Annotated in this window: 20 protein-coding genes and 1 pseudogene; 9 read left to right on the forward strand and 12 right to left on the reverse strand. The window is 51.7% G+C overall.

Features of this window, described 5'->3' with window-relative positions; all coding sequences use genetic code 11:
* The first annotated feature begins 184 nt into the window (after window positions 1-184).
* The 4 genes and pseudogenes from L3K52_04430 to polA all read left to right on the forward strand — a co-directional run bounded on the left by L3K52_04430 (window position 185) and on the right by polA (window position 6,828).
* Window positions 185-964 (forward strand): septal ring lytic transglycosylase RlpA family protein, encoded by a 780-nt coding sequence (locus L3K52_04430; GenBank protein UOG92983.1) that lies wholly within the window; start codon window positions 185-187, stop codon window positions 962-964.
* 44 nt (window positions 965-1,008) lie between these two features.
* Entirely contained in the window at window positions 1,009-2,727 is a 1,719-nt protein-coding gene (locus L3K52_04435; protein ID UOG92984.1) for an ATP-binding protein, read from the forward strand.
* Window positions 2,724-4,065, forward strand: a pseudogene (locus L3K52_04440) (sigma-54 dependent transcriptional regulator). Before L3K52_04435 ends, L3K52_04440 begins: the two are co-directional and overlap by 4 nt.
* Window positions 4,066-4,122: 57 nt before the next feature.
* Window positions 4,123-6,828, forward strand: coding sequence for a DNA polymerase I (polA, locus tag L3K52_04445; protein ID UOG92985.1), 2,706 nt, complete (start codon window positions 4,123-4,125; stop codon window positions 6,826-6,828).
* A gap of 68 nt (window positions 6,829-6,896) precedes the next feature.
* Here polA and L3K52_04450 read toward each other — a convergent pair whose 3' ends face one another.
* Window positions 6,897-7,349, reverse strand: coding sequence for a hypothetical protein (locus tag L3K52_04450; protein UOG92986.1), 453 nt, complete (start codon window positions 7,347-7,349; stop codon window positions 6,897-6,899).
* A 236-nt stretch (window positions 7,350-7,585) separates the two neighbouring features.
* On the opposite strand from L3K52_04450, the gene L3K52_04455 reads away from it, so the two are divergent.
* Complete coding sequence (locus L3K52_04455) at window positions 7,586-8,317, forward strand: hypothetical protein (protein ID UOG92987.1); 732 nt, start codon at window positions 7,586-7,588, stop codon at window positions 8,315-8,317.
* A gap of 2 nt (window positions 8,318-8,319) precedes the next feature.
* A complete protein-coding gene (locus L3K52_04460; GenBank protein UOG92988.1) occupies window positions 8,320-8,565 on the forward strand; it encodes a hypothetical protein in 246 nt (81 codons plus the stop codon).
* A gap of 6 nt (window positions 8,566-8,571) precedes the next feature.
* Here L3K52_04460 and L3K52_04465 read toward each other — a convergent pair whose 3' ends face one another.
* The 11 genes from L3K52_04465 to L3K52_04515 form a co-directional block, all read right to left on the reverse strand.
* The gene (locus L3K52_04465) at window positions 8,572-9,897 is read right to left on the reverse strand and encodes a hypothetical protein (protein UOG92989.1); all 1,326 of its coding nucleotides are present in this window, start codon (window positions 9,895-9,897) and stop codon (window positions 8,572-8,574) included.
* Between the two features lie 520 nt (window positions 9,898-10,417).
* Window positions 10,418-11,299 (reverse strand): IS982 family transposase, encoded by an 882-nt coding sequence (locus L3K52_04470; GenBank protein UOG92990.1) that lies wholly within the window; start codon window positions 11,297-11,299, stop codon window positions 10,418-10,420.
* A 105-nt stretch (window positions 11,300-11,404) separates the two neighbouring features.
* Window positions 11,405-11,713 carry a hypothetical protein gene (locus L3K52_04475; GenBank protein ID UOG92991.1) on the reverse strand — a complete coding sequence of 103 codons (309 nt, stop codon included), beginning with the start codon at window positions 11,711-11,713 and terminating at the stop codon, window positions 11,405-11,407.
* 24 nt (window positions 11,714-11,737) lie between these two features.
* Window positions 11,738-12,355, reverse strand: a complete 618-nt coding sequence (locus L3K52_04480; protein UOG92992.1) for an EndoU domain-containing protein — start codon at window positions 12,353-12,355, stop codon at window positions 11,738-11,740.
* A gap of 161 nt (window positions 12,356-12,516) precedes the next feature.
* On the reverse strand, window positions 12,517-12,948 hold the full coding sequence (locus tag L3K52_04485; GenBank protein UOG92993.1) for a type II toxin-antitoxin system VapC family toxin: 432 nt from the start codon (window positions 12,946-12,948) through the stop codon (window positions 12,517-12,519).
* Complete coding sequence (locus tag L3K52_04490) at window positions 12,948-13,178, reverse strand: hypothetical protein (protein ID UOG92994.1); 231 nt, start codon at window positions 13,176-13,178, stop codon at window positions 12,948-12,950. Before L3K52_04490 ends, L3K52_04485 begins: the two co-directional genes overlap by 1 nt.
* A gap of 71 nt (window positions 13,179-13,249) precedes the next feature.
* On the reverse strand, window positions 13,250-13,825 hold the full coding sequence (locus L3K52_04495; protein ID UOG92995.1) for a hypothetical protein: 576 nt from the start codon (window positions 13,823-13,825) through the stop codon (window positions 13,250-13,252).
* 106 nt (window positions 13,826-13,931) lie between these two features.
* A complete protein-coding gene (locus L3K52_04500) occupies window positions 13,932-15,017 on the reverse strand; it encodes a DUF3616 domain-containing protein (protein UOG92996.1) in 1,086 nt (361 codons plus the stop codon).
* 10 nt (window positions 15,018-15,027) lie between these two features.
* Window positions 15,028-15,597, reverse strand: a complete 570-nt coding sequence (locus L3K52_04505) for a PIN domain-containing protein (GenBank protein ID UOG92997.1) — start codon at window positions 15,595-15,597, stop codon at window positions 15,028-15,030.
* On the reverse strand, window positions 15,597-16,052 hold the full coding sequence (locus tag L3K52_04510; GenBank protein ID UOG92998.1) for a helix-turn-helix domain-containing protein: 456 nt from the start codon (window positions 16,050-16,052) through the stop codon (window positions 15,597-15,599). The genes L3K52_04505 and L3K52_04510 overlap by 1 nt, the downstream gene beginning before the upstream one ends.
* A 94-nt stretch (window positions 16,053-16,146) precedes the next feature.
* Window positions 16,147-17,130 carry an oxidoreductase gene (locus tag L3K52_04515; GenBank protein ID UOG92999.1) on the reverse strand — a complete coding sequence of 328 codons (984 nt, stop codon included), beginning with the start codon at window positions 17,128-17,130 and terminating at the stop codon, window positions 16,147-16,149.
* A gap of 229 nt (window positions 17,131-17,359) precedes the next feature.
* Between L3K52_04515 and L3K52_04520 the strand changes: the two genes are divergently transcribed.
* From L3K52_04520 to L3K52_04530, 3 genes are all read left to right on the forward strand, one after another.
* The gene (locus L3K52_04520; protein ID UOG93000.1) at window positions 17,360-18,241 is read left to right on the forward strand and encodes an IS982 family transposase; all 882 of its coding nucleotides are present in this window, start codon (window positions 17,360-17,362) and stop codon (window positions 18,239-18,241) included.
* A 143-nt stretch (window positions 18,242-18,384) separates the two neighbouring features.
* On the forward strand, window positions 18,385-18,753 hold the full coding sequence (locus L3K52_04525; protein UOG93001.1) for a type II toxin-antitoxin system VapC family toxin: 369 nt from the start codon (window positions 18,385-18,387) through the stop codon (window positions 18,751-18,753).
* Between the two features lie 137 nt (window positions 18,754-18,890).
* Window positions 18,891-20,414, forward strand: coding sequence for a transposase (locus L3K52_04530; protein UOG93002.1), 1,524 nt, complete (start codon window positions 18,891-18,893; stop codon window positions 20,412-20,414).
* Window positions 20,415-20,450: the final 36 nt, after the last annotated feature.

Genomic DNA, 20,450 nt, shown 5'->3' on the forward strand with positions numbered 1-20,450 from the left:
TAAGCCCTGTTGACTGATAAGTCTGTCATAACCCGCATAAATAGAGACTTAATCTGCCCAAAAAGTTCAATCGTCAATTGCAATTGTCTTGGTGCGCCGGTACGGGAACGGTTTTACAATCCAAGGCATCGTGCTATGATTTTTAACGACTTATTCTTTTTTAGTCGGAGGCATTGAGATAACAATGAAAATACAACCACCCAAAAAGTCAAGCTGGGCACGCAAGATCAGCATTGGCATAACAGCACTGGCTTTGGCCGTGACCGCAAGCTTACCTACCGCAGCCGTAGCGAAAGAAAAAGCGGCTACCTCTAAAGTCTCGAAACATTCCAAACACAAGTCGGCGAAGGCCACTGCTCATCCAGCGGTAAAAACCAAAGCAAAAATAAAACCAAAACCCACAATTAAAACCAGCAAGCCTGCCAAAAAGCGTTTAGTGAGTAAAAAACGCCAGACATCCAACCGCCGCAACGCCCGCGATTCCTCAGCCCCGCTGGTGTGGAATGCTGCCCATGAACCAAAACAGGCGTATTACGTGATGCCTGATTCGCTAGGGGGCAAGGTCGCTACCCCGCAACCCCAGCCCGGTTATCTGCAAGTCAGCGCTCATCAAAACCCCGCCAAAACGTCCCCTCCCCCATCCGCCCGCGATACCGATGCTCCCGCCAAACCTCACCAAGTCGGCACGGCCTCTTATTACAGTGATAAGTTTGACGGGGGCAGAACCGCCAGTGGCGAACGTTTCGATCAGGATGATTTGACGTGCGCCCACGGCAGTTTGCCGTTTGGTTGCCGCATTCGTGTCACGAATTTGCGCAATAACAAAGCTGTTGAAGTCAAGGTGAATGACCGTGGTGGTTTCAGCAAGCACGGGCGGGTGGTGGATTTATCCAAAGCAGCGGCAAAAGAAATTGGCATGGTTGGCACCGGAACCGCCAAAGTCAAAGTCGAGGTATTGGAATAAACCATTCTTGGCGTTCCCGCGTACACAGTCGCACGGTTGCGTTAGTGGCAATCGTGCTGTTGGCAACGCTCACGTTAGCCACGGTTTATTACGCGGTACACCAAAACGCCGCCGAACGTTTGCAGCAAAAAACCGAGGCGTTGTCCCAGCAATTGGTGGGGCAACTCACTGTCGAATTGGAAAAACACGGTTATCTGCCAGAATTATTGGGGCAAGCCCCCGCCGCCCGTGCGCTCTTAGCCAACGCCACTCCCGACCCTGAACGCTTAGCGGCTTTCAACCGTACCCTGGAAACGGCGAACCGGATTGCTAGAACAGCGGATATTTACCTGATGCGCGCCGATGGCATGACCATTGCCGCAAGTAATTGGAATACCCAAGCCTCCTTCATCGGTAAAAATTTTGCGTTTCGGCAATATTTTCAGCAGGCGATGCAAGGGCAACTGGGGCGTTATTATGCTTTGGGGACAACCTCGAAAAAACGCGGCTATTATTTCGCTCATGCCATCCCGGATGCACAGGGTAAGCCCTTGGGCGTGATGGTGGTTAAAGTGGACATCAATACCCAAGAGGCGCAATGGCAGCAAGACAGTGCCGAATTCATGGTGACGGATTTAAACGGTGTGGTGTTTATGTCCAGCCAAGAAACATGGCGTTTGCAAACCTTGCAGCCGTTGTCAGCGTTGACGCAAGCGGCCTTATTTCACAATCAGCGTTACGATCAGCAAGCCCTTAACCCTTTGTCTTGGCGCTCGCGGATTGACCCTGCGTTGGAATTGCAACGGGTGGATACCGGCACATACGATTATTTAGTGCACAAACGCGCCATGCCGTTTATTGATTGGAATGTCTACATTCTCACCGATTGGCGCAGCGTCACCCGTCCGGTGGTGGTAACGGTGGCAATGACCGCTTTCATGCTGTTGCTGACTTTATTGCTGGTGTACGTGCTGTGGAAAAATCAGCGCCAACGCCGTGAATACGAGCAAAAAGCCCGCGAAGATTTGGAGGCAAAAGTCGCCGAACGCACCCGCGAATTACAACACACCCAAGAAGAATTGGTGCAAGCCGCGAAAATGGCAGCATTGGGGCAGCTTTCCGCTGGCATCAATCATGAACTGAATAACCCGCTGACCGCGATTCGGGCGTATGCCGACAATGCCACGCAATTTCTCGCCATTGGCAAGCCGGAAATGGCGCACCACAATTTGCTGGAAATTGTCAGCCTGACCGAGCGTATGGCGACCATTACTCGCCAGTTGAAAACCTTTTCGCGCAAAAGTGCCGGGCAAATTGAGACGTGTGATTTGCACTGGGCATTGGATTCGGCATTAAGCATTGTGCAACCCAAATTGGCGCAAACCCGCATTGTGTTGGCGCAACAGCGCGATGCTGCAACGCGCTACGTGCAAGCCGATTTGGTGTGGTTGGAACAAATTCTGGTGAATTTAATCAGCAATGCCGCCGAAGCCGTGGAAGAACAAGCCGAACCACGGGTGTGGGTAACGTTGCAAGCACACGCCGAGCAGGTGGACATTAGCGTGCGTGATAACGGCACGGGAATTAGCGAAGCCGCCATGCCACATGTATTTGAAGCGTTTTTCACCACTAAAATTATTGGCAAAGGCTTGGGGCTGGGCTTGTCGATTTCTTACCGGCTGGCGCGTGACATGAACGGGCAGTTACGGGTAGCCAATGCACCGCAAGGTGGTGCAATATTCACGCTCACCTTGCAACAAGCCGCCGCCGGAGAGACCGAATGATTGCCCCGAATGTTCTGTTGGTTGATGATGAAAAAACAGTCCGCGATGCCACAGCGCAATCGCTGCTGCTGGCGGGGAATGAAGTGCAAACGTTTAGCCGCGCCGTTGACGCTTTGCCATTAATCACGGCGGAATTCGAGGGCGTGATTATTTCCGACATCCGAATGCCGGAAATGGATGGCTTGGAATTTCTGCAACAGGTCTTGCGCATTGACCGCGACTTGCCAGTAATTTTGATTAGCGGACACGCAGATGTAGCAACGGCAGTCAGTGCGATTCGCAACGGCGGTTACGATTTACTGGAAAAACCGTTTTCCAATACGCAATTGGTGGAGGTGTTGAAACGCGCCGGTGATAAGCGCCGCCTTACCTTAGAAAATCGCGCTTTGAAAGAAGCCTTAGCCAATCAAACCCGCCCCGGCCCGCGCATTATTGGGCAAACCCCGGCGATTATGCTGTTGCGTAAAATGATTACCCGCATTGCGAATGTGAATGCCGATGTGTTGGTCATGGGTGAAACCGGCACCGGCAAAGAGTTGGTGGCGCGTTCTATCCACGAACAAAGCCAGCGCCGCGATCACAATTACGTGGCGATTAACTGCGCGGCGATTCCCGCCAGTTTGTTGGACAGTGAATTATTCGGGCATGAAGCAGGCGCATTCACCGGCGCAAAAGGCAAGCGCATTGGCAAGTTTGAACACGCCAATGGCGGCACGCTGTTTCTGGATGAAATCGAAGGAATGCCGCTGACCACGCAAGCGCCGTTATTGCGGGTGCTGCAAGAACGCCAGATTGAACGACTGGGGTCGAACAAGCTGATTCCGCTGGATATTCGGGTCATCGCCGCCACCAAGGTCGATTTGAAAGATGCTGCCGAACGCGCGGAATTTCGCCGCGATTTGTATTACCGCCTGAATGTGGTGACGCTGGAAATTCCCCCGCTGCGAGCGCGGCGCGAAGACATTCCCTTGCTGTTCCAGCATTTCGTGTTGATTGCGGCGGCGCGTTGTGAAACCGAAGTGCCGCCGCTGAATAGCCGCGCCTTGCACGTATTGATGGGGCATGACTGGCCGGGGAATATCCGCGAATTGCGCAATATTGCCGAGCGTTATGTGCTATTGGGGGAGGCTTACAACTTTGATGAACGCGGGTGATCGGCTGGAAGGGCTGTCTTTGACCGAACAAGTGGCGTGTTTCGAGAAAACCTTGATTGCACAGGCATTAAATCACCATCAGGGCAATACCCGTGCGGTGATGGATGCGCTGGATGTGCCACGCAAAACCCTGACCGACAAAATGAAAAAATACGGCTTAGAGCGCGAACAGTTTCGGGAATAACGAACGCGCCCAGAAACCGCTATACTCTGGCTTTTACCCAGCATCATGCAAACCCCTATGCCAAGCAATAGCCGCAAACCGCTCGTCCTCGTGGACGGTTCATCCTACCTGTTCCGCGCTTTCCACGCGCTCCCCCCGCTGACCAATGCACACGGCGAACCCACCGGCGCAATGCACGGCGTATTGAATATGCTGGATAAATTGCGCAAGGATTACGACCCCGAACACATGGCGGTGATTTTCGACGCACCCGGCAAAACCTTCCGCGATGACCTTTACCCGCAATACAAAGCCAACCGCCCGCCGATGCCGGACGATTTGCGCTGCCAGATTGAACCCTTGCTGACGATTATTCGAGCGCAAGGCTACCCGCTGCTGATTATTCCTGACGTGGAAGCCGATGACGTAATCGGCACGTTAGCGGTGCAATACGATGGCAAAGTGATTATTTCCACCGGCGACAAAGACATGGCGCAATTGGTAGATGAGCGCGTTCACCTGATCAATACCATGAGCGGGCATTACGCCGACCCCGCTGGCGTGGTGGAAAAATTCGGGGTTGCGCCAGAACGCATCCGCGATTACCTCGCGCTGATTGGCGATACCGTGGATAACGTCCCCGGTGTCAACAAAGTTGGCCCTAAAACAGCGGTCAAATGGCTGGACGAATACGGTTCGCTGGAAAACATTATGGCACGAGCCGCCGAGTTCAAAGGCAAAATCGGCGAAAACCTGCGTGAAGCCTTGGCGCATTTACCGCTGTCTTTCGAGCTGGTCACGATTAAGTGCGATGTGGAACTGGATTTGCAGCCGGAAACGTTGGCGTTTGCTCCGCCGGACGTGGAAACCTTGCGGGCGCTGTATGAGCGGTATGGGTTTCGGACGCGGTTGGCGGGGTTGGATAAGGAGGAAAAAGCAGAGGAAGGTAATCAATCTATTTCTCCCGCTCCCGCCGCAACCTACACCACCATCCTCACCCAACCCGACCTAGACGCTTGGCTAACCCGCCTGCAAGCCGCCGCCGAATTCGCCTTCGACACCGAAACCACCAGCCTCGATTACATGGAAGCTGAAATCGTTGGCGTGTCTTTTGCGATTGCGGCGGGCGAAGCCGCTTACCTGCCATTGGCGCACGATTACCTCGGCGCACCGCCACAACTCAACCGCGAAGCAGTGTTGGCGCAACTCAAGCCATTGCTGGAAGACCCCACTATTCGCAAAATCGGGCAAAACCTCAAATACGACCGCAGCGTCTTGATGAATCACGGGATTACCTTGCGCGGCATTGCGCACGACACCATGCTGCAATCGTATGTGCTGGATTCGACCGCCAGCCGTCACGATTTCGACACGCTGTGCGCCAAACACCTCAACCACACCACCATCAGCTTTGCCGACATTGCCGGTAAGGGCAAAAACCAACTGACGTTTAACCAAGTTGCGTTGGAACAAGCCACCCCGTATGCGGCGGAAGATGCCGATTACACCCTGCGCTTGCATCAGCATTTCTGGGCGCAACTGCAAGCCCTCGACGGGCAGCGCAAGCTCTACGAAAGCGTGGAAGTGCCGCTGGTGAGCGTGCTGTCGACGATTGAGCGCAATGGCGTGAAAGTCGACGCGGCGATGTTGGCGCGTCACAGCCAAGAACTCGAAACGCGGATGCATTCCGTGATGTTGGAGGCTTACGCGGCGGCGGGGCAGGAATTTAACCTTGCCTCACCCAAGCAATTGGGGGAAATCCTTTACACCAAGCTCGGTTTGACCGCGCCGCGCAAAACGCCCAAGGGTCAGCCGTCTACCGCCGAAGACGTGTTGGAAGAACTCGCGGATATGGGGCATGAATTACCTAAGCTGATTTTGGTGCATCGTGGGTTGGCGAAACTCAAATCCACGTACACCGACAAATTGCCGCAGCAAATTAACCCGCGTACCGGGCGCGTGCATACCTCTTACCATCAGGCGGTGGCTTCGACCGGGCGGTTGTCGTCGTCAGACCCAAATTTGCAGAATATCCCGATTCGCACTGAAGAAGGGCGGCGCATTCGCCAAGCGTTTATCGCGGAAAGCGGCTGTCAATTGCTGGCGGCGGATTATTCCCAGATCGAATTACGCATTATGGCGCATTTGTCGCGTGATGCCGGTTTGCTGAATGCGTTTGCGCAAGGGCTGGATGTGCATCGCGCCACGGCTGCGGAAGTCTTCGGCACACCGTTGGCGGACGTGACCACGGAACAACGTCGAGCGGCGAAGGCGATTAACTTCGGGCTGATTTACGGGATGTCGGCGTTTGGTTTGGCAAAACAGTTGGGCGTGGATCGGCGTGATGCGCAAGATTACGTCAATCTGTATTTCGCCCGTTACCCCGGTGTGAAACAGTACATGGATGACACCCGCGAACAGGCACGCGCCCAAGGCTATGTGGAAACGCTGTTCGGGCGGCGTTTATTCCTGCCGGATATTCATTCAAAAAATGCCGCTACCCGTCAGTATGCAGAGCGCACGGCGATTAATGCGCCAATGCAAGGCACTGCGGCAGATATTATTAAGAAAGCGATGCTGGCGGTGGATGCATGGCTGCAAAACAGCGGCTTACGCACCAAAATGATTATGCAGGTGCACGATGAACTGGTGTTTGAAGTGCCGGAAAACGAAATGGCAACGGTGCGCGAACACGTGGTTGCGCTAATGACGAATGCCGCAGCGTTAGCAGTGCCATTGTTGGTGGAGAGTGGGGTGGGGAATAATTGGGATGAGGCGCATTGATACAATAAAAGAACCCCGCAATGCTTGCGGGGTTAAGAACTTAATGTGTTTGACTGGTTTATTTATTGTTAGCCATAAACCATTACGGGACCTACACGGCAGAAACCGGCAATGCCAATAGGTTTCTTGTCACAATTATCCAGAGCGACTACTGTGACCACCAAGTAGAAGACTTTGCCACATTTAGCACTGTCGCCTGCGAGCCACTCACCAGGAATATCAATGTCAACGCAATCTGGAGCCGGGTTGCAATTGTCCATTGGCAACTCGACACATTTATCGCGATCCGCTCCTGTGCCAATGGATTCTGCGGCAACGCAGATACACCATGTGCCGCAGATCAGCTTCTTGATCGCAGCAGCCAGTTCAACACATACCCTGACGGTGTATTTTCCATCTTTGTTGATGATGTTTACCGGCGCATAATCGGGTGCTTCCAGTAAATCTACCCCAATAGTAGCTCTCAGTTGATCCCGGAATGCAGGTGGAAACTCCATAACGCATTTAAATGTACAGTTCATAATACTAATCTCCAATTTAACAACGGATTGTTCCCGCTTCTTAGCCGTTAGGTGGAAGGGGGATTTTAGACCGGCAACCTCTGTTGTCGGCTTGGGGTTAAGCTTAGGCACGGTTACTTAGGTAAGTACTTAGGCAGATTTGAGAAATATCTATGCAAGTTTTAAGTGGTGTTTAATCACCAGACATTAAGCTGCAAGTCCAATATCTGTAACAGCACTGAGGGTAGGAATACACCATGAGTCAAAGAAAGAAATCTGCTGCAAAAAGTGATGCGCTTAGTGCAGCCGTACCTAGAGCCAATGGTAACGGTTATGACTGCAAGTCACTGGCGACTTTTATCGTTGATTATCAAACTTATGTCGATGAAACCGATAAGCAGCGGTTCAAAACCCTTGTTACCCAGATGGATGTGGAAACTGATACCGCCCGTACAGAAGAATGGGGCAGTATCGAGCGTATCAAGCCGTGTGAGTGGATGCAGCAACGTCTGGATGAAATCTTGGCAATTCAAGGTATCGAGAATAGACAAACACCGTTGGAGACACTACCAGCAGCTCCTTTGAATGCCCGTATACTCGCTTATCAGATACGCTCACCTTCAGGTTCGCTTCGGGCAGAACCTCCCTTTATACAGGTTCAACAGATTATGTTAGCGGCGAGCAGCAACTTTGATCTGGACATTGAGTTTACGCTGGAAGGTTTATCGGCATCCAAAGATAAGTCATTGGGGGGCTATCATGCAGGGTGTCACGTCATACCCTGCGGCAGTTATCAGGAAACAATGTGCTTGCAGGGTGACAGGCAACGCCAACTGCCGGTGGGTAAAAATATCGAAATCGCCTATTTGGAAGCATTGCAATTGCCAGCGGGTGATTATGAGACCTGGCTATCGGTAACACCGGATGCCGCAGGTAGCTGCCCTGATTTGGTGAAAGGACCAAGTATCAGGGTCATGGAGGAAACCTAAAAATGAAGGTTAATGATGGCTGGGAATCGTTAGGAACATTTATTGTTGAGTATCAGGCGCAGACTGAGACCAAAAATGAGCAGCAGCAGTTCAGAACCCTAGTGACGCAAATGGATGTGGAAAAAGATGACGAAGCCGACTCCAATGAGTGGTCAGGTTTGGAGGTTGAAGCCCCGTGTGGCTGGATCGGTATGCGTTTGTTGGGGAAACTTACTAGCTTGTTCGGCGTCAGAGAGGAGGATGAATAGCTGCTATTATTTAGCTGTTTGACGGATTTGATTGAGTAGCTGAATGGTTTTTGCGCAAGGCTCCAGATTGAGTTCCTTTTTCAATGCGGCTTCACAGACTTGATATTGCCGTTGTGCCATCTGCCGTTGCCCCATTTTCAGGTAACAGCGCATGATGCGCCGATGGGCTTTTTCGTTACAGCTATCCAACATCACCGCTTTTTGCCATAACGTGGCACATTCCTGATATTCGCCTGCTTCCATCATCCTATCCCCTAGATATTCCAGTACACTTAGGTATTTCATTCTGTATGCTTGACGGATTAGGCTTGCCCATTCTTCATCATCCTCCAGTAAGCAATCTCCCTGATACAAGGCTTCGGCAAGACGGTAGCTGGCAATTGCCTGCGTGGTATCATTGCGAGTGTCGTGTTGTTGCGCTATTTTGATATGCTGGTCGAAGGCTTCTGTATCTACCCACAGGGACAAGGCTGGATTGATGGAATAACAGTCATCCTTGTAACTCACAAACGTAAAGGTCTTATGGTAGCGGGATAAGTCCTGACGCAGGTAATAAATGGAAACATTGAGATTATTGCGCGCAGCACGTGCGTCAATTTCCGTCCAGAAGGTTTCCATCAAGCGTTCTTTGCGCACTGGCGCGGCGCGGTGAAGTAGCAAATATTTGAAAATTTTCTGTCCTTTGCCGCGAGGCCAACGCTTGATTTCGCGGTTATGTAGGCTGGCTTTAAATTCTCCGAATAGGTGTACCGACAGTTTTAATTCTTGCTCAGCAGAAGAAATTTCAGCTCGTTCCTTCTTTTGCAAAGGGGGTGGTGCGTCATAATCGGCGACATGTGTTTGTGGGGTGCTACCTTTTGCTAAAGGAGAGACAAAGGGTGGGGGGGACTCGTGAGTAAGTTCCTGTTGGGGCAAGTGCAGCACTTCATCAATTAGCCTGCCAATATTATCCCAGTAGTGAGCCTGCAATACCTCGCGCTCATCAATTTCTGCATCGGCTCTGGTTCTGATCTGCTTACAGATTTCCTGCATCCGTTTTAACTGGTTAGCTACACTGGTTTCTTGATTGTGAGCATACTGCAAGCGTTGCCATGAATGATGCAGGTCCAACAGGATTTTCACATAGCCCTGACACAGTTGCACGGCATGTTCCATCAGGGGACTATTCGGTGAAATGCTTAGCACATGTTGTGCTAATGTTTCACTTTCACACAGATAGCCCAACAATTCCTGTTGCCGCCCAACTCCGTTTGGGGTGTTTTCCCAGTTGTTACCTTGATGCTTTTCAGACCCTTTATCAATACCAATATGGTTAGTATGAGTCGTTGTCACACTTTTGATTCTCCCACGCACGATTGCGGTTTTCCGCTACGGCTGGTGTCTCCCCTCGCTACGCCAGTAAAATGTTCAGTTTTGCGCTTTTTTTTGCGCAATTAAGATAACTATTGTGTTAATGATTGTTTCTAAAAATCTGAGTTATTGTTAGGTTAGATAATTAGAAGTTAATAATTTAACATGATTGTCAACAGATTCTCATGAGGCTCCCTTGATGTGTTTACTAAAATAGACCAGTCATACGCTCATTGCCAGATAAGAATATCTATCAGCGTAAGGTTTTGATCTTATAGTTAGTACTGTGTCGATACGCTGAAAAATAACAAATGTTGTGATGCTGGTATTTCAGTCAAAGTGTTGCTGAATCAAGACCAATGCTCTGATGCTGACCTAAGAATTTACCTTGGTAACGCCGTGTGCAACATTGATCTGATGTCGATTATCCCGAATTGGACACATTGCGAATCGTACCGCCCGTTGACAGTAAGTGATGAACCCACTTATTTTTCTCCCACCGTTACACCAGCAAGTTGACCAACTGTAAGGATGAGTTACCAAGCATCCTATTAAGGAATACTGCCACGGTATGGCTCAACACTTTGCGAAAAATCCTGACGGTCAGGTGCCACCTATCCCGTGCCCGGATACGCTGGATATGGAAACGCTCCGTCAATTGCCCAATGACCGTCTCGACCAAACGCCGCTCCCGCATGAGTTCCTGAACGTATTCCTTGGGGCGGTCATCCTGCATATTACGGCGCAGTGGGGTTTGCAAATTCAGGCCGATGGCTTGCAACCCTGCTTGGTGGATAGGTCGGATAAACCCCTTATCCCCCGGCATAAGGCCCGTTTGTCCATGCAGGCATTCCCAGATGCCGTCAGCTTCATCATGATTGGCTGCCATCACGTTGATGCCCGTGACCACACCACAACCGCTCACCAACAAGACGGCCTGAAAACCATAGTAGTGCTGGTCTTTGGATGCACAGTAGCCGTAGCCCGCCAATCCCGCGAACAAACGGCAATGGTTCGCACGCCGAAAATTACACAGCTTCAGGGGGAAACCATCCACGCGGTGCACGCCGTTTCCCATCACACCCATTTCCCTGCACAGGTCAGCATGAAGCTGCTGCTTTACCCGCCACAAATGTGCCGCTTGGCGGACATAAGTGCTACGGCTGGGAAGCTTGGGAAACCACTCCAGCCAGTGGCGACGGAAATACTCCCAAGCCTGTTTGTCCTGTTCATATCCCATAAATTCAGCCACCACCTCCAATGTCAGCACTTCGGCATCACTGAAGACCGGGCTGAAACCACGGTGGCGCAAAATAACCGGCAGTTTCTTCAGCCAGTCGTCTATCAGGCAGTACACATGGGTGATAAAGTCTTCCAAGGGCATGGTGTCCTCCTCTCGTTTGGATTCGCTATCCTTGAGGATACCTTGCCCTGCTTAACTTTGGGACGAGGCGATGTATGGAGGCTCAGAGAAAAGTTGCACACGGCGTTAGAGTTGGGTGTGCCAATACGCCAAGGCATCACTAAAATCATCCAAACTGATCGCGATGGGTTCGGCGAAATCATCGCCATACAATTCCTCAATCAAAACCCGATGTGGCTGTAGCTGGATGAAATAGCTATTGCCACTGAGGGAATAAGGCTCCGCATCGGGATTTCCTTTGATCTTATCGAACGCTGCCTGCAAGATTTCCAGCATGGTCAGGTTGGTTTGTACGTCCAGCAGCAAAAAAGCGGCAGTGGCGGCGTGGCCTGCGCTTTGCTGTTGCCACTGCTGCCATTCGTGTTCATGTATCATGGGTATTGCTCCTCAAGCAGCGGGTTAGCGTAGGGGGAAGGCGGTATTAACACCGCCGCGTGACGACGATGCTCCGGCAATCAGGTAAGGCGTACCGTCAGCACTGCGGCAATACGCATCCGACTGATCCTGTTGGGGGGAATTAGCCCCACACCATGCCCAATTGGGCGCACTTTTCGGGCAATCTTGCTGATTGCGAGCGGCGTACCCGATGGTATTAATCACTTGAGTCGGGGTGCAATGGTCTGGGTAGAAGGTGGAAAATTTGTTCTCGCTCTTATTGCCGACCGACTCCCATTGCCCCGCGTAAAGCCCTTGCTTATTGGGTTTTTGGGTGATGCGCACCTTGGCTACCGTGCTAGGGTCGTTACCTTGCGGGCGCGAATGGAAACCGACTACCCGCCCCTTATTGTTCAACTCGCCGCAAAAGATATGCGCGTAATTCACCTCAACACCATTGCTCGCCTTGACCCACTGGTGTGAGGGGCAGGTAACGGTTTCAGCACCAGTGCTTGTTTTGCCAGCGCTTGGTTTAGAATTGTCGGGCGCAGGCTTACAAGCCACTAACCCGATGGCGGCGACGCCTAACATTACCCAAATCACTGGTCGACGCTGATAACCCATGCCGTCTGCTCCTAACATGCTAAAAGGCTGCATCCTAACTTATTCGGCTGGAAAATTTCTGCGGGACTCGCTTTTGGCGGCGATTAATCAGTATGTTGGGCAGCAAGATTAATACGGTTATGGCTTACTTTGTGTCGAAAGTGGGCGGAGTTGTCCCTTACTTTGTGACGAAAACTGGCTCATGAATCGTTTTCCATTACAAACGGATTAATCAGCTCAAGCCCACACTGTTCAAAATCTTTGGTGTTACGGGTAGCAACTGCAAAATGATGCGCACTGGCAATTCCCGCAATCTGCCCATCCACCATACTCATGGGTAAGCCGATGTTTCTCCGGTAACTCATGATGTCTGCGTAATGGTTTGCCGCTTTTGCCGTGAAATCGAAAATACGCCCTTCAAACGATCGCCCAATATACGCTTCAAATTGCATGGTGAGTCGGCGTTTGCGTTCGCCATCCGGCAAGATGCCTAAGCCGTAGCGGATTTCGGCAAGGGTAATCGTGGTCACAAACAGGTTCGGGGTATCTTGCTGATCAAGCCATGTGAGTACAGCGGACGAAGGCTGTGGGCGCATCACTTCGGAAATGATATTGGTGTCTAACACGATCATCAGTCAAAACTCACGGGTGCATAGACTTCACGGGCAGGCAGATTCAATTCCACACCGTGCTGTTCCCCGAAAAACTGCTGCGCTAACCGACCCAAGCGTTCGGGTGGCATCACCGCCAACCGCAAAATACGCCGCACTTCTTCTTCCATCGACACCTGATGTTGTGCAGCACGAATGCGCAAGCGTTGCAGCGTTTCGTCTTCCAATTTACGAATGCTTAAACTAGCCATAGCACCCTCCCGTTTCTATTGTGCTTTCATGTGAAAGCATTGTAGTCAGTTGCCTTCAATCGGGCAATCCTTTATAGCCAAACCCTATTCCGGGTCGTATCAGGTTCTGCCGGTTTTTCAGGAGCGGGCAACGTAATCGCCGGTGGTGCCGCTTGTTGTCCATCGGGTTTCAGGTCTGGTATGGCGCCGAATGACGGTAAATCCTGAAAAAACTGTTGGAAGAATTCATCATTCAACGGGCTGTTTTTGAAAAACGGATCATCGAACGGATCTTTACCACCGAACGGTGAATGACCAAACGGAAAATCGTTGCCAAAGACATTGCCAAACAATGCATCCGGCCTCATTTCCAGTGCCTGCAACACCGCCTGCTTGCGCTCTTCCGGCAAGTTCACTTGCGCCAGTTGCTGGCGGATTTCTTCCTTGCTGCCTTCAAAAGTGAACTTGCGGGTAGCGTTAGCCTGATCCTGATAATTGATTTCCGCGTGGAAACGCCCATCCGGTAAGGTGTAGACCTGCACGGCCTGCGACTGTAGCTGAATGTTGGGGGTAATGAGCGGTTGCTGGTTCTGAAACGAGTCATTTGCCCAGGTTAAACTGCTTAACAGGGTCGTCACAATCAATGCTGAAAGGTGTTGTGCTTTCATAGGTCATGCCTCATTACGTCACAAAGGCCAAGGTTGATGAATGTTACCCATCATTTTAAGCAGGGCAGACATCAGGTAAAGTTACGAAATGTTAAGGTGTATTCGCTTAAATCGTAAACACATCCCCCAGCACCCCATCCTCCTCACGCTTACGCGCTGCTGCTGCATTGTCATACACCACCAACAACGCGGTTTCGGCATTATCTTGCGTAAACAAGCACATGCCTTCCGCGTGATCATTGCCGTAACCGTGCGGAATATCCGCCACCACCTCCAGCACAGCGCGAGGAATCAGGCTTTCCCCATTCGGCTTTGCCCCACCCTGCCAACGGTAAACCCGCACCGGGCCATCCAGACTCATGGTCGGCCCTGCCAAAATCAGCAAATTCGCGCCTTGCACGCACAAATCGCGGATACCTAAACCATCCAATTGCAGGAAATGCTTGCGGTAAGGGCGGTCTTCTTCGCCAATACGCGCCAGCTTCAGCACGGTAGGATCGTCGTCATCTTCCACACACTCGATTTCCAGCAACACCGCCCAGCCGCGCAAAACCGGCCCGCGCAAACCGAGAAACAAGCGCTTGCCAATCACCGCCAAGCCTTCCACATCGAAGCCGTTATCTTTGCCGGGGATTTGCAGGAAAGGCTTGATATGCGGGTCATCGCGCAAGGCTTCCAGCAATGCATTGCCGTCAAGATGTAACGGCAAATGCGCTCCCGGTGCTTGCAATATCGGAAGACCACCGACGTGCGCCAAAGGAATTCGTGCGATCAAATAGCGGTTCGGGTCAGGCACGATAGCCCCTAAACGCTCAATGCCTTTGCTGGCTAATTTGCCCGTTTTAGGCTTGCTGCGCTTGAGGCTGTGCGAACCCACCACCCACAAATACCTATCGTGGTACGCCAAACCTTCCACATCGACTTCGTTATCGTCTGCATCCGCCGCGACCGGCAATGACAAATAATCGTGCAAAGCAAAGCGGGTATGCGCGGCGTACAGCGGGTTGCCATCCGCATCCGAGCCTTGGTAGCTGAGGCGTTCCAGATGAATGCTTTCGTCGTTGGCAACCCACAAGGTATCGCCGATTTGCACAATGGCAGACAGCGCATCGCGGCATTCCAGCGCAGATGGGGCGAATTTGAAGTGGACAGAATGCAACGCTCGATCTGCTTCTTTCCAAGATTTTTCCACGGATCACCTTTCAAATAAAGTCTGCATATTCTCGCAACGCATGGACGGTTTGCGGGAGTTGTTGTTTTTGCAATGTAGCAAGGAATTCTTCTGTGGTCTTGGGGGGATTTTTCAGGCTCTCACGCTGTAATTTCAGTGCTCGACACACAGTCGTTGGTGCAAGGTCAAGCTGGTAAGTAATGAAGTCATCGGGATGGATGATTTCAATGTCGAATTCCGCTAGATAAGCCGTGGGGAAATCTTTCAAATTCAGGGTAACAATCGCATTGGCATTGCTTTTAATCGCAGCCGCCAGTACGTGGCGGTCATTCGGGTCTGGCAATGTCAATGTGTCAATCAGGTATTCATAACCTGTTACTTTGGCATCCCGAACATGGGCATCCATCAAGTCGCGGATTTTTTCCAGCACCTTGCGATCACGCCCTTGTTTGCTGACCAGCGCACGAATCCATTCCTCATGAATCCTGTCTGTCCAATGGGCTTTGAACAAATCGGTCAATGCTAGATACATCAACAAATCCCGCAGGGGAGCTGGATACAACACACAAGCATCGTAGACCACTGAAAACTTGTTAGTCATCAGTTGTATCCCATATCCAGTTCCTGTGATTGGCTGACCAATTGGCTCAAGGCTTCAAGACGGTCTTTGTCCACTTGATCTTTGTATTTGAAGACATCTTCAGCCAGTACACGCCGATGACTGCCAACTTTACGAAACGGGATAATGTTTTGTTCCAATAAATTGATCAGGTACGGGCGGCTCACATTCAGGATGCTGGCTGCTTCTTGTGTGGTGAGTTCCGCATGGACAGGTACAACGGTAATGGCATTGCCTTTCGCCATTTCCGCCAAAATGTTGAGCAAAAGATGCAGGGCGTAACCCGGCACAATCAAATCTTCTGTTTTTTCCTGCCCCACATCACAAATTTTTAATTGCAGCCGATCTTTGTCGGCGTATTTTGCCAATACCCTGCTAGTCGTTTTTGCCTGTTGTGCATCTTCCTGTGTAGGAAGTCTGACTAAATTACCCATCATAGTTTATTCCTCTGCTTGAGCTTGGAAGCCTAGCACAAACGCAATAAACGCAACAGAACGATATTTACCCTCAGAACAGATCGAAACCACACACTTACAAATTCAAATTCACCAACAACCGCCCCTGAATCCGCCCCGCCAAAATATCCTTGGCAGCCTGCGGCACTTCTTCCAATGCAATCGCGCAACCCAGCTCAGCATACGCACTCGGTGGCATCGCCACCGCAAGGCGTTCCCACACCTTCACCCGCCGTTCTTGCGGGCAACTCACCGAATCCACCCCGCGCAAACTCACATTGCGCAAAATAAACGGCATCACCGTGGTATTCAACTCGAAACCGCCCGCCAACCCACACGCCGCCACCGTGCCACCGTACTGCATCTCTGCCAGTACCCGAGCCAACGTGCTACCGCCCACCACATCCACCGCACCCGCCCAATTTTGGCTTTCCAACGGGTGTGCCGGGCGACTCATTTCTTCGCGGGTCATGAATTCTTTTGCGCCCAAACTCGTCAGGAAATCTTGCGTCTCCGGGCGACCCGACACCGCCACGACGTGATAGCCGAGTTGCGCTAACAGCAATACCGACACACTGCCCACGCCACCCGCCGCTCCCGTCACCACCACTTTGCCGGAAGTCGGCGTCACGCCTGCTTCTTCCAACGCCATCACGCACAACATCGCGGTAAAGCCTGCCGTGCCGATGATCATCGCTTGCTTCGCATCCAAGCCCGCAGGCATTGGCACCAGCCAATCCGCTTTCACGCGTGCTTTCTGCGCAAAGCCACCCCAGTGGCGTTCGCCCACACCCCAGCCGGTGAGAATCACCGGATCACCTGCCTTGAAACGCGCATCAGCGGATTCCGCCACTGTCCCCGCGAAATCAATGCCGGGAACCATCGGAAACGAACGGATAATTTTGCCGGTTCCCGTTACTGCCAAGCCGTCCTTGTAATTGAGCGAGGAATAAGCGACATTCACCAATACCTCACCTTCTGGCAAGTCGTCTACATTGAGTCGACGTACTTCGGCTTGGGTTTTGCCTTCCACTTGATTCAGCATTAGCGCTTTGAACATAACATTCTCCTTGGATAATCCGGGTGTTTTAAGTGCAAACATGATAGGTTATTTGCAAGGCACACACCATTATGACCATACAACGACCATAAGCTACCGCAGATACTTCAAATAATATACCAAACGCCGTGTGCAACTTTTCTCTGAGCCTCCATACATCGCCTCGTCCCAAAGTTAAGCAGGGCAAGGTATCCTCAAGGATAGCGAATCCAAACGAGAGGAGGACACCATGCCCTTGGAAGACTTTATCACCCATGTGTACTGCCTGATAGACGACTGGCTGAAGAAACTGCCGGTTATTTTGCGCCACCGTGGTTTCAGCCCGGTCTTCAGTGATGCCGAAGTGCTGACATTGGAGGTGGTGGCTGAATTTATGGGATATGAACAGGACAAACAGGCTTGGGAGTATTTCCGTCGCCACTGGCTGGAGTGGTTTCCCAAGCTTCCCAGCCGTAGCACTTATGTCCGCCAAGCGGCACATTTGTGGCGGGTAAAGCAGCAGCTTCATGCTGACCTGTGCAGGGAAATGGGTGTGATGGGAAACGGCGTGCACCGCGTGGATGGTTTCCCCCTGAAGCTGTGTAATTTTCGGCGTGCGAACCATTGCCGTTTGTTCGCGGGATTGGCGGGCTACGGCTACTGTGCATCCAAAGACCAGCACTACTATGGTTTTCAGGCCGTCTTGTTGGTGAGCGGTTGTGGTGTGGTCACGGGCATCAACGTGATGGCAGCCAATCATGATGAAGCTGACGGCATCTGGGAATGCCTGCATGGACAAACGGGCCTTATGCCGGGGGATAAGGGGTTTATCCGACCTATCCACCAAGCAGGGTTGCAAGCCATCGGCCTGAATTTGCAAACCCCACTGCGCCGTAATATGCAGGATGACCGCCCCAAGGAATACGTTCAGGAACTCATGCGGGAGCGGCGTTTGGTCGAGACGGTCATTGGGCAATTGACGGAGCGTTTCCATATCCAGCGTATCCGGGCACGGGATAGGTGGCACCTGACCGTCAGGATTTTTCGCAAAGTGTTGAGCCATACCGTGGCAGTATTCCTTAATAGGATGCTTGGTAACTCATCCTTACAGTTGGTCAACTTGCTGGTGTAACGGTGGGAGAAAAATAAGTGGGTTCATCACTTACTGTCAACGGGCGGTACGATTCGCAATGTGTCCAATTCGGGATAATCGACATCAGATCAATGTTGCACACGGCGTTTTATCTGCTCGATACGAACATCAGCAGCTATATCATGCGCAAAAAGCCACCCAATGTACTGGCAATGTTGGAAATGCAGGTACAGGCAGGCAATGAGATTTGCATTTCCGCCATCACCTACGCCGAATTGTTGTTAGGGGCAAAACGCTCCGGCAATCCAGACAAGCACCTGAACCTGATTGAAGCCTTGCAAGAACGCTTACATCACATCCAACCGTGGGATGCGGCGGCAGCAGAGCAGTTTGCCGACCTGCAAACCTTGCTGTTTAACGCAGGCACACCGATTGGCACGAATGACGCATTGATTGCCGCTCACGCCTTGAGCCTGCAAGCCATTATGGTGACGAACAATACGCGGCATTTCGATAAAATACCGGATTTGCGGCTGGCAAATTGGGTTTAAGACAACTAACCGTAGGATGATCCCATATCATGACCACATTGCAAGTCAATTCAGTTATTGAGGCTGTAGAAAAACCCTCTTTTTCGCCATTTTGTGGGATAATCAGGCATCACAAGCACCCGAACGAGTAAGCAGGCATGGCACGCTACAAACCGATTCATCAAGGCTTAAAGCTGTTGGCATTGGACTTTGATCGGCAAATCCTGCCCGGTACGTTTGAATACGCGCTACGTCATTTAGTTGACCACGAACTCGACCTTGAAGGCTTCCACCAGCGTTATAAGAATGATGTGCAAGGCGCAGCCGCTTTTGACCCAGCGGTGTTACTCAAAATCATCCTGTTAGCTTACAGCCGTGGCATTATCAGCAGCCGCAAAATCGAATCAGCGTGTCGCGAGAATATGCTGTTCATAGCGATTTCCGGTGATAGCCAGCCACACTTCACCACGCTGGCGGCGTTCATCGCCAATGCCGGGGAGCTGATCACCAAACTGTTTACCCAAGTGCTGCTGATTTGTGACCGCCAAGGCTTGATCGGGAAGGAGATGTTTGCCATTGACGGGGTGAAGTTGCCCTCCAATGCCAGCAAAGAAAGGTCTGGCACTCGCGCTGACTTCTTGCGCCAAGCCGAACGCATGGAAAAAGCCGCCGCCAAGATCATCGACAAACACCAACAAGCCGATGCCAGCAAAACGGATGCGGCGGCAGCCCAGCGCGAAGCCAAACAACTGAAACGCCTGCAACACGAAGCCAAGCAGTTACGTGACTGGTTGGCAGACAACCCCAAAGACCGCCAAGGCGCTAAAGGCAGTATCCGCCTGTCCAACCGCACCGACAACGAATCCGCTAAAATGGCAACCAGCAAAGGCATGGTGCAAGGTTATACCGGCGTAGCAGCCGTGGATTGCCATTACCAAATCATTATCGAAGCCCAAGCCCACGGCACAGGGTCGGAACAAGAACTGCTGATGCCCGTGGTCAATGCCACCGCTTCAATGCGCACTCCCGAAACGGTGATCACCGCCGACAACGGCTACCACAGTGAAGCCAACCTCAAAGCCTTGGCGGATGCTGGAATTGATGCCTACATCCCTGACAAGGATTACCGCAAACGCGATGAACGCTATGCCGATCAGACGGTGCATCAGCAAAAACCTGACCCCTTATCGAACAAATGCCCCAAGCCCAGCAAAACCAAAACCTATAAACCTGCCGACTTCCAATTAGCCGCTGACCTTAGCCATTGTCTTTGCCCGGCGGGAAAACGCCTTTACCGTACCGGCAAGAATTGCACCCTGAATGGCTATGCTTCGGTACGTTTCCAAGGCGCGTTGCGTGACTGTGAACCCTGTACACAGCGTCCCCAATGCCTGAAAGACCCGGCAAAAACCCGCGCTCGGCAAGTGACGTTCCTGCAAGGCAAGCGCGATGACACCCCCAGCCACACCGATTTGATGAAACCCAAAATCGACTCCGACCTCGGCAAGCGCATGATCACCCAACGCTTCGCCACCGTCGAACCCGTATTTGGGAACTTGCGCGGCAACAAACGCCTGCACCGCTTCACTTTGCGCAGCAAAGCCAAAGTGGACGGGCAATGGAAATTGTTTTGCCTGATGCACAACCTCGAAAAGCTGGCACATCACGGGTATGCCGCATGAAGGGGGAAATGATGCAGCCAAACACGAAAAAATGCA

The organism is Candidatus Thiothrix sulfatifontis (genome assembly GCA_022828425.1).
In the GTDB taxonomy this organism is placed as follows: domain Bacteria; phylum Pseudomonadota; class Gammaproteobacteria; order Thiotrichales; family Thiotrichaceae; genus Thiothrix; species Thiothrix sulfatifontis.

What these genes read in the sequence shown, in the direction of transcription:
- L3K52_04430 (UOG92983.1), top strand. Translation starts at nt 185, where the DNA reads ATGAAAATACAACCACCCAAAAAGTCAAGCTGGGCACGCAAGATCAGC.
- polA (UOG92985.1), top strand. Translation starts at nt 4,123, where the DNA reads ATGCCAAGCAATAGCCGCAAACCGCTCGTCCTCGTGGACGGTTCATCC.
- L3K52_04450 (UOG92986.1), bottom strand. Translation starts at nt 7,349, where the DNA reads ATGAACTGTACATTTAAATGCGTTATGGAGTTTCCACCTGCATTCCGG.
- L3K52_04455 (UOG92987.1), top strand. Translation starts at nt 7,586, where the DNA reads ATGAGTCAAAGAAAGAAATCTGCTGCAAAAAGTGATGCGCTTAGTGCA.
- L3K52_04460 (UOG92988.1), top strand. Translation starts at nt 8,320, where the DNA reads ATGAAGGTTAATGATGGCTGGGAATCGTTAGGAACATTTATTGTTGAG.
- L3K52_04470 (UOG92990.1), bottom strand. Translation starts at nt 11,299, where the DNA reads ATGCCCTTGGAAGACTTTATCACCCATGTGTACTGCCTGATAGACGAC.
- L3K52_04475 (UOG92991.1), bottom strand. Translation starts at nt 11,713, where the DNA reads ATGATACATGAACACGAATGGCAGCAGTGGCAACAGCAAAGCGCAGGC.
- L3K52_04480 (UOG92992.1), bottom strand. Translation starts at nt 12,355, where the DNA reads ATGTTAGGAGCAGACGGCATGGGTTATCAGCGTCGACCAGTGATTTGG.
- L3K52_04485 (UOG92993.1), bottom strand. Translation starts at nt 12,948, where the DNA reads ATGATCGTGTTAGACACCAATATCATTTCCGAAGTGATGCGCCCACAG.
- L3K52_04490 (UOG92994.1), bottom strand. Translation starts at nt 13,178, where the DNA reads ATGGCTAGTTTAAGCATTCGTAAATTGGAAGACGAAACGCTGCAACGC.
- L3K52_04495 (UOG92995.1), bottom strand. Translation starts at nt 13,825, where the DNA reads ATGAAAGCACAACACCTTTCAGCATTGATTGTGACGACCCTGTTAAGC.
- L3K52_04505 (UOG92997.1), bottom strand. Translation starts at nt 15,597, where the DNA reads ATGACTAACAAGTTTTCAGTGGTCTACGATGCTTGTGTGTTGTATCCA.
- L3K52_04510 (UOG92998.1), bottom strand. Translation starts at nt 16,052, where the DNA reads ATGATGGGTAATTTAGTCAGACTTCCTACACAGGAAGATGCACAACAG.
- L3K52_04515 (UOG92999.1), bottom strand. Translation starts at nt 17,130, where the DNA reads ATGTTCAAAGCGCTAATGCTGAATCAAGTGGAAGGCAAAACCCAAGCC.
- L3K52_04520 (UOG93000.1), top strand. Translation starts at nt 17,360, where the DNA reads ATGCCCTTGGAAGACTTTATCACCCATGTGTACTGCCTGATAGACGAC.
- L3K52_04525 (UOG93001.1), top strand. Translation starts at nt 18,385, where the DNA reads ATGCGCAAAAAGCCACCCAATGTACTGGCAATGTTGGAAATGCAGGTA.
- L3K52_04530 (UOG93002.1), top strand. Translation starts at nt 18,891, where the DNA reads ATGGCACGCTACAAACCGATTCATCAAGGCTTAAAGCTGTTGGCATTG.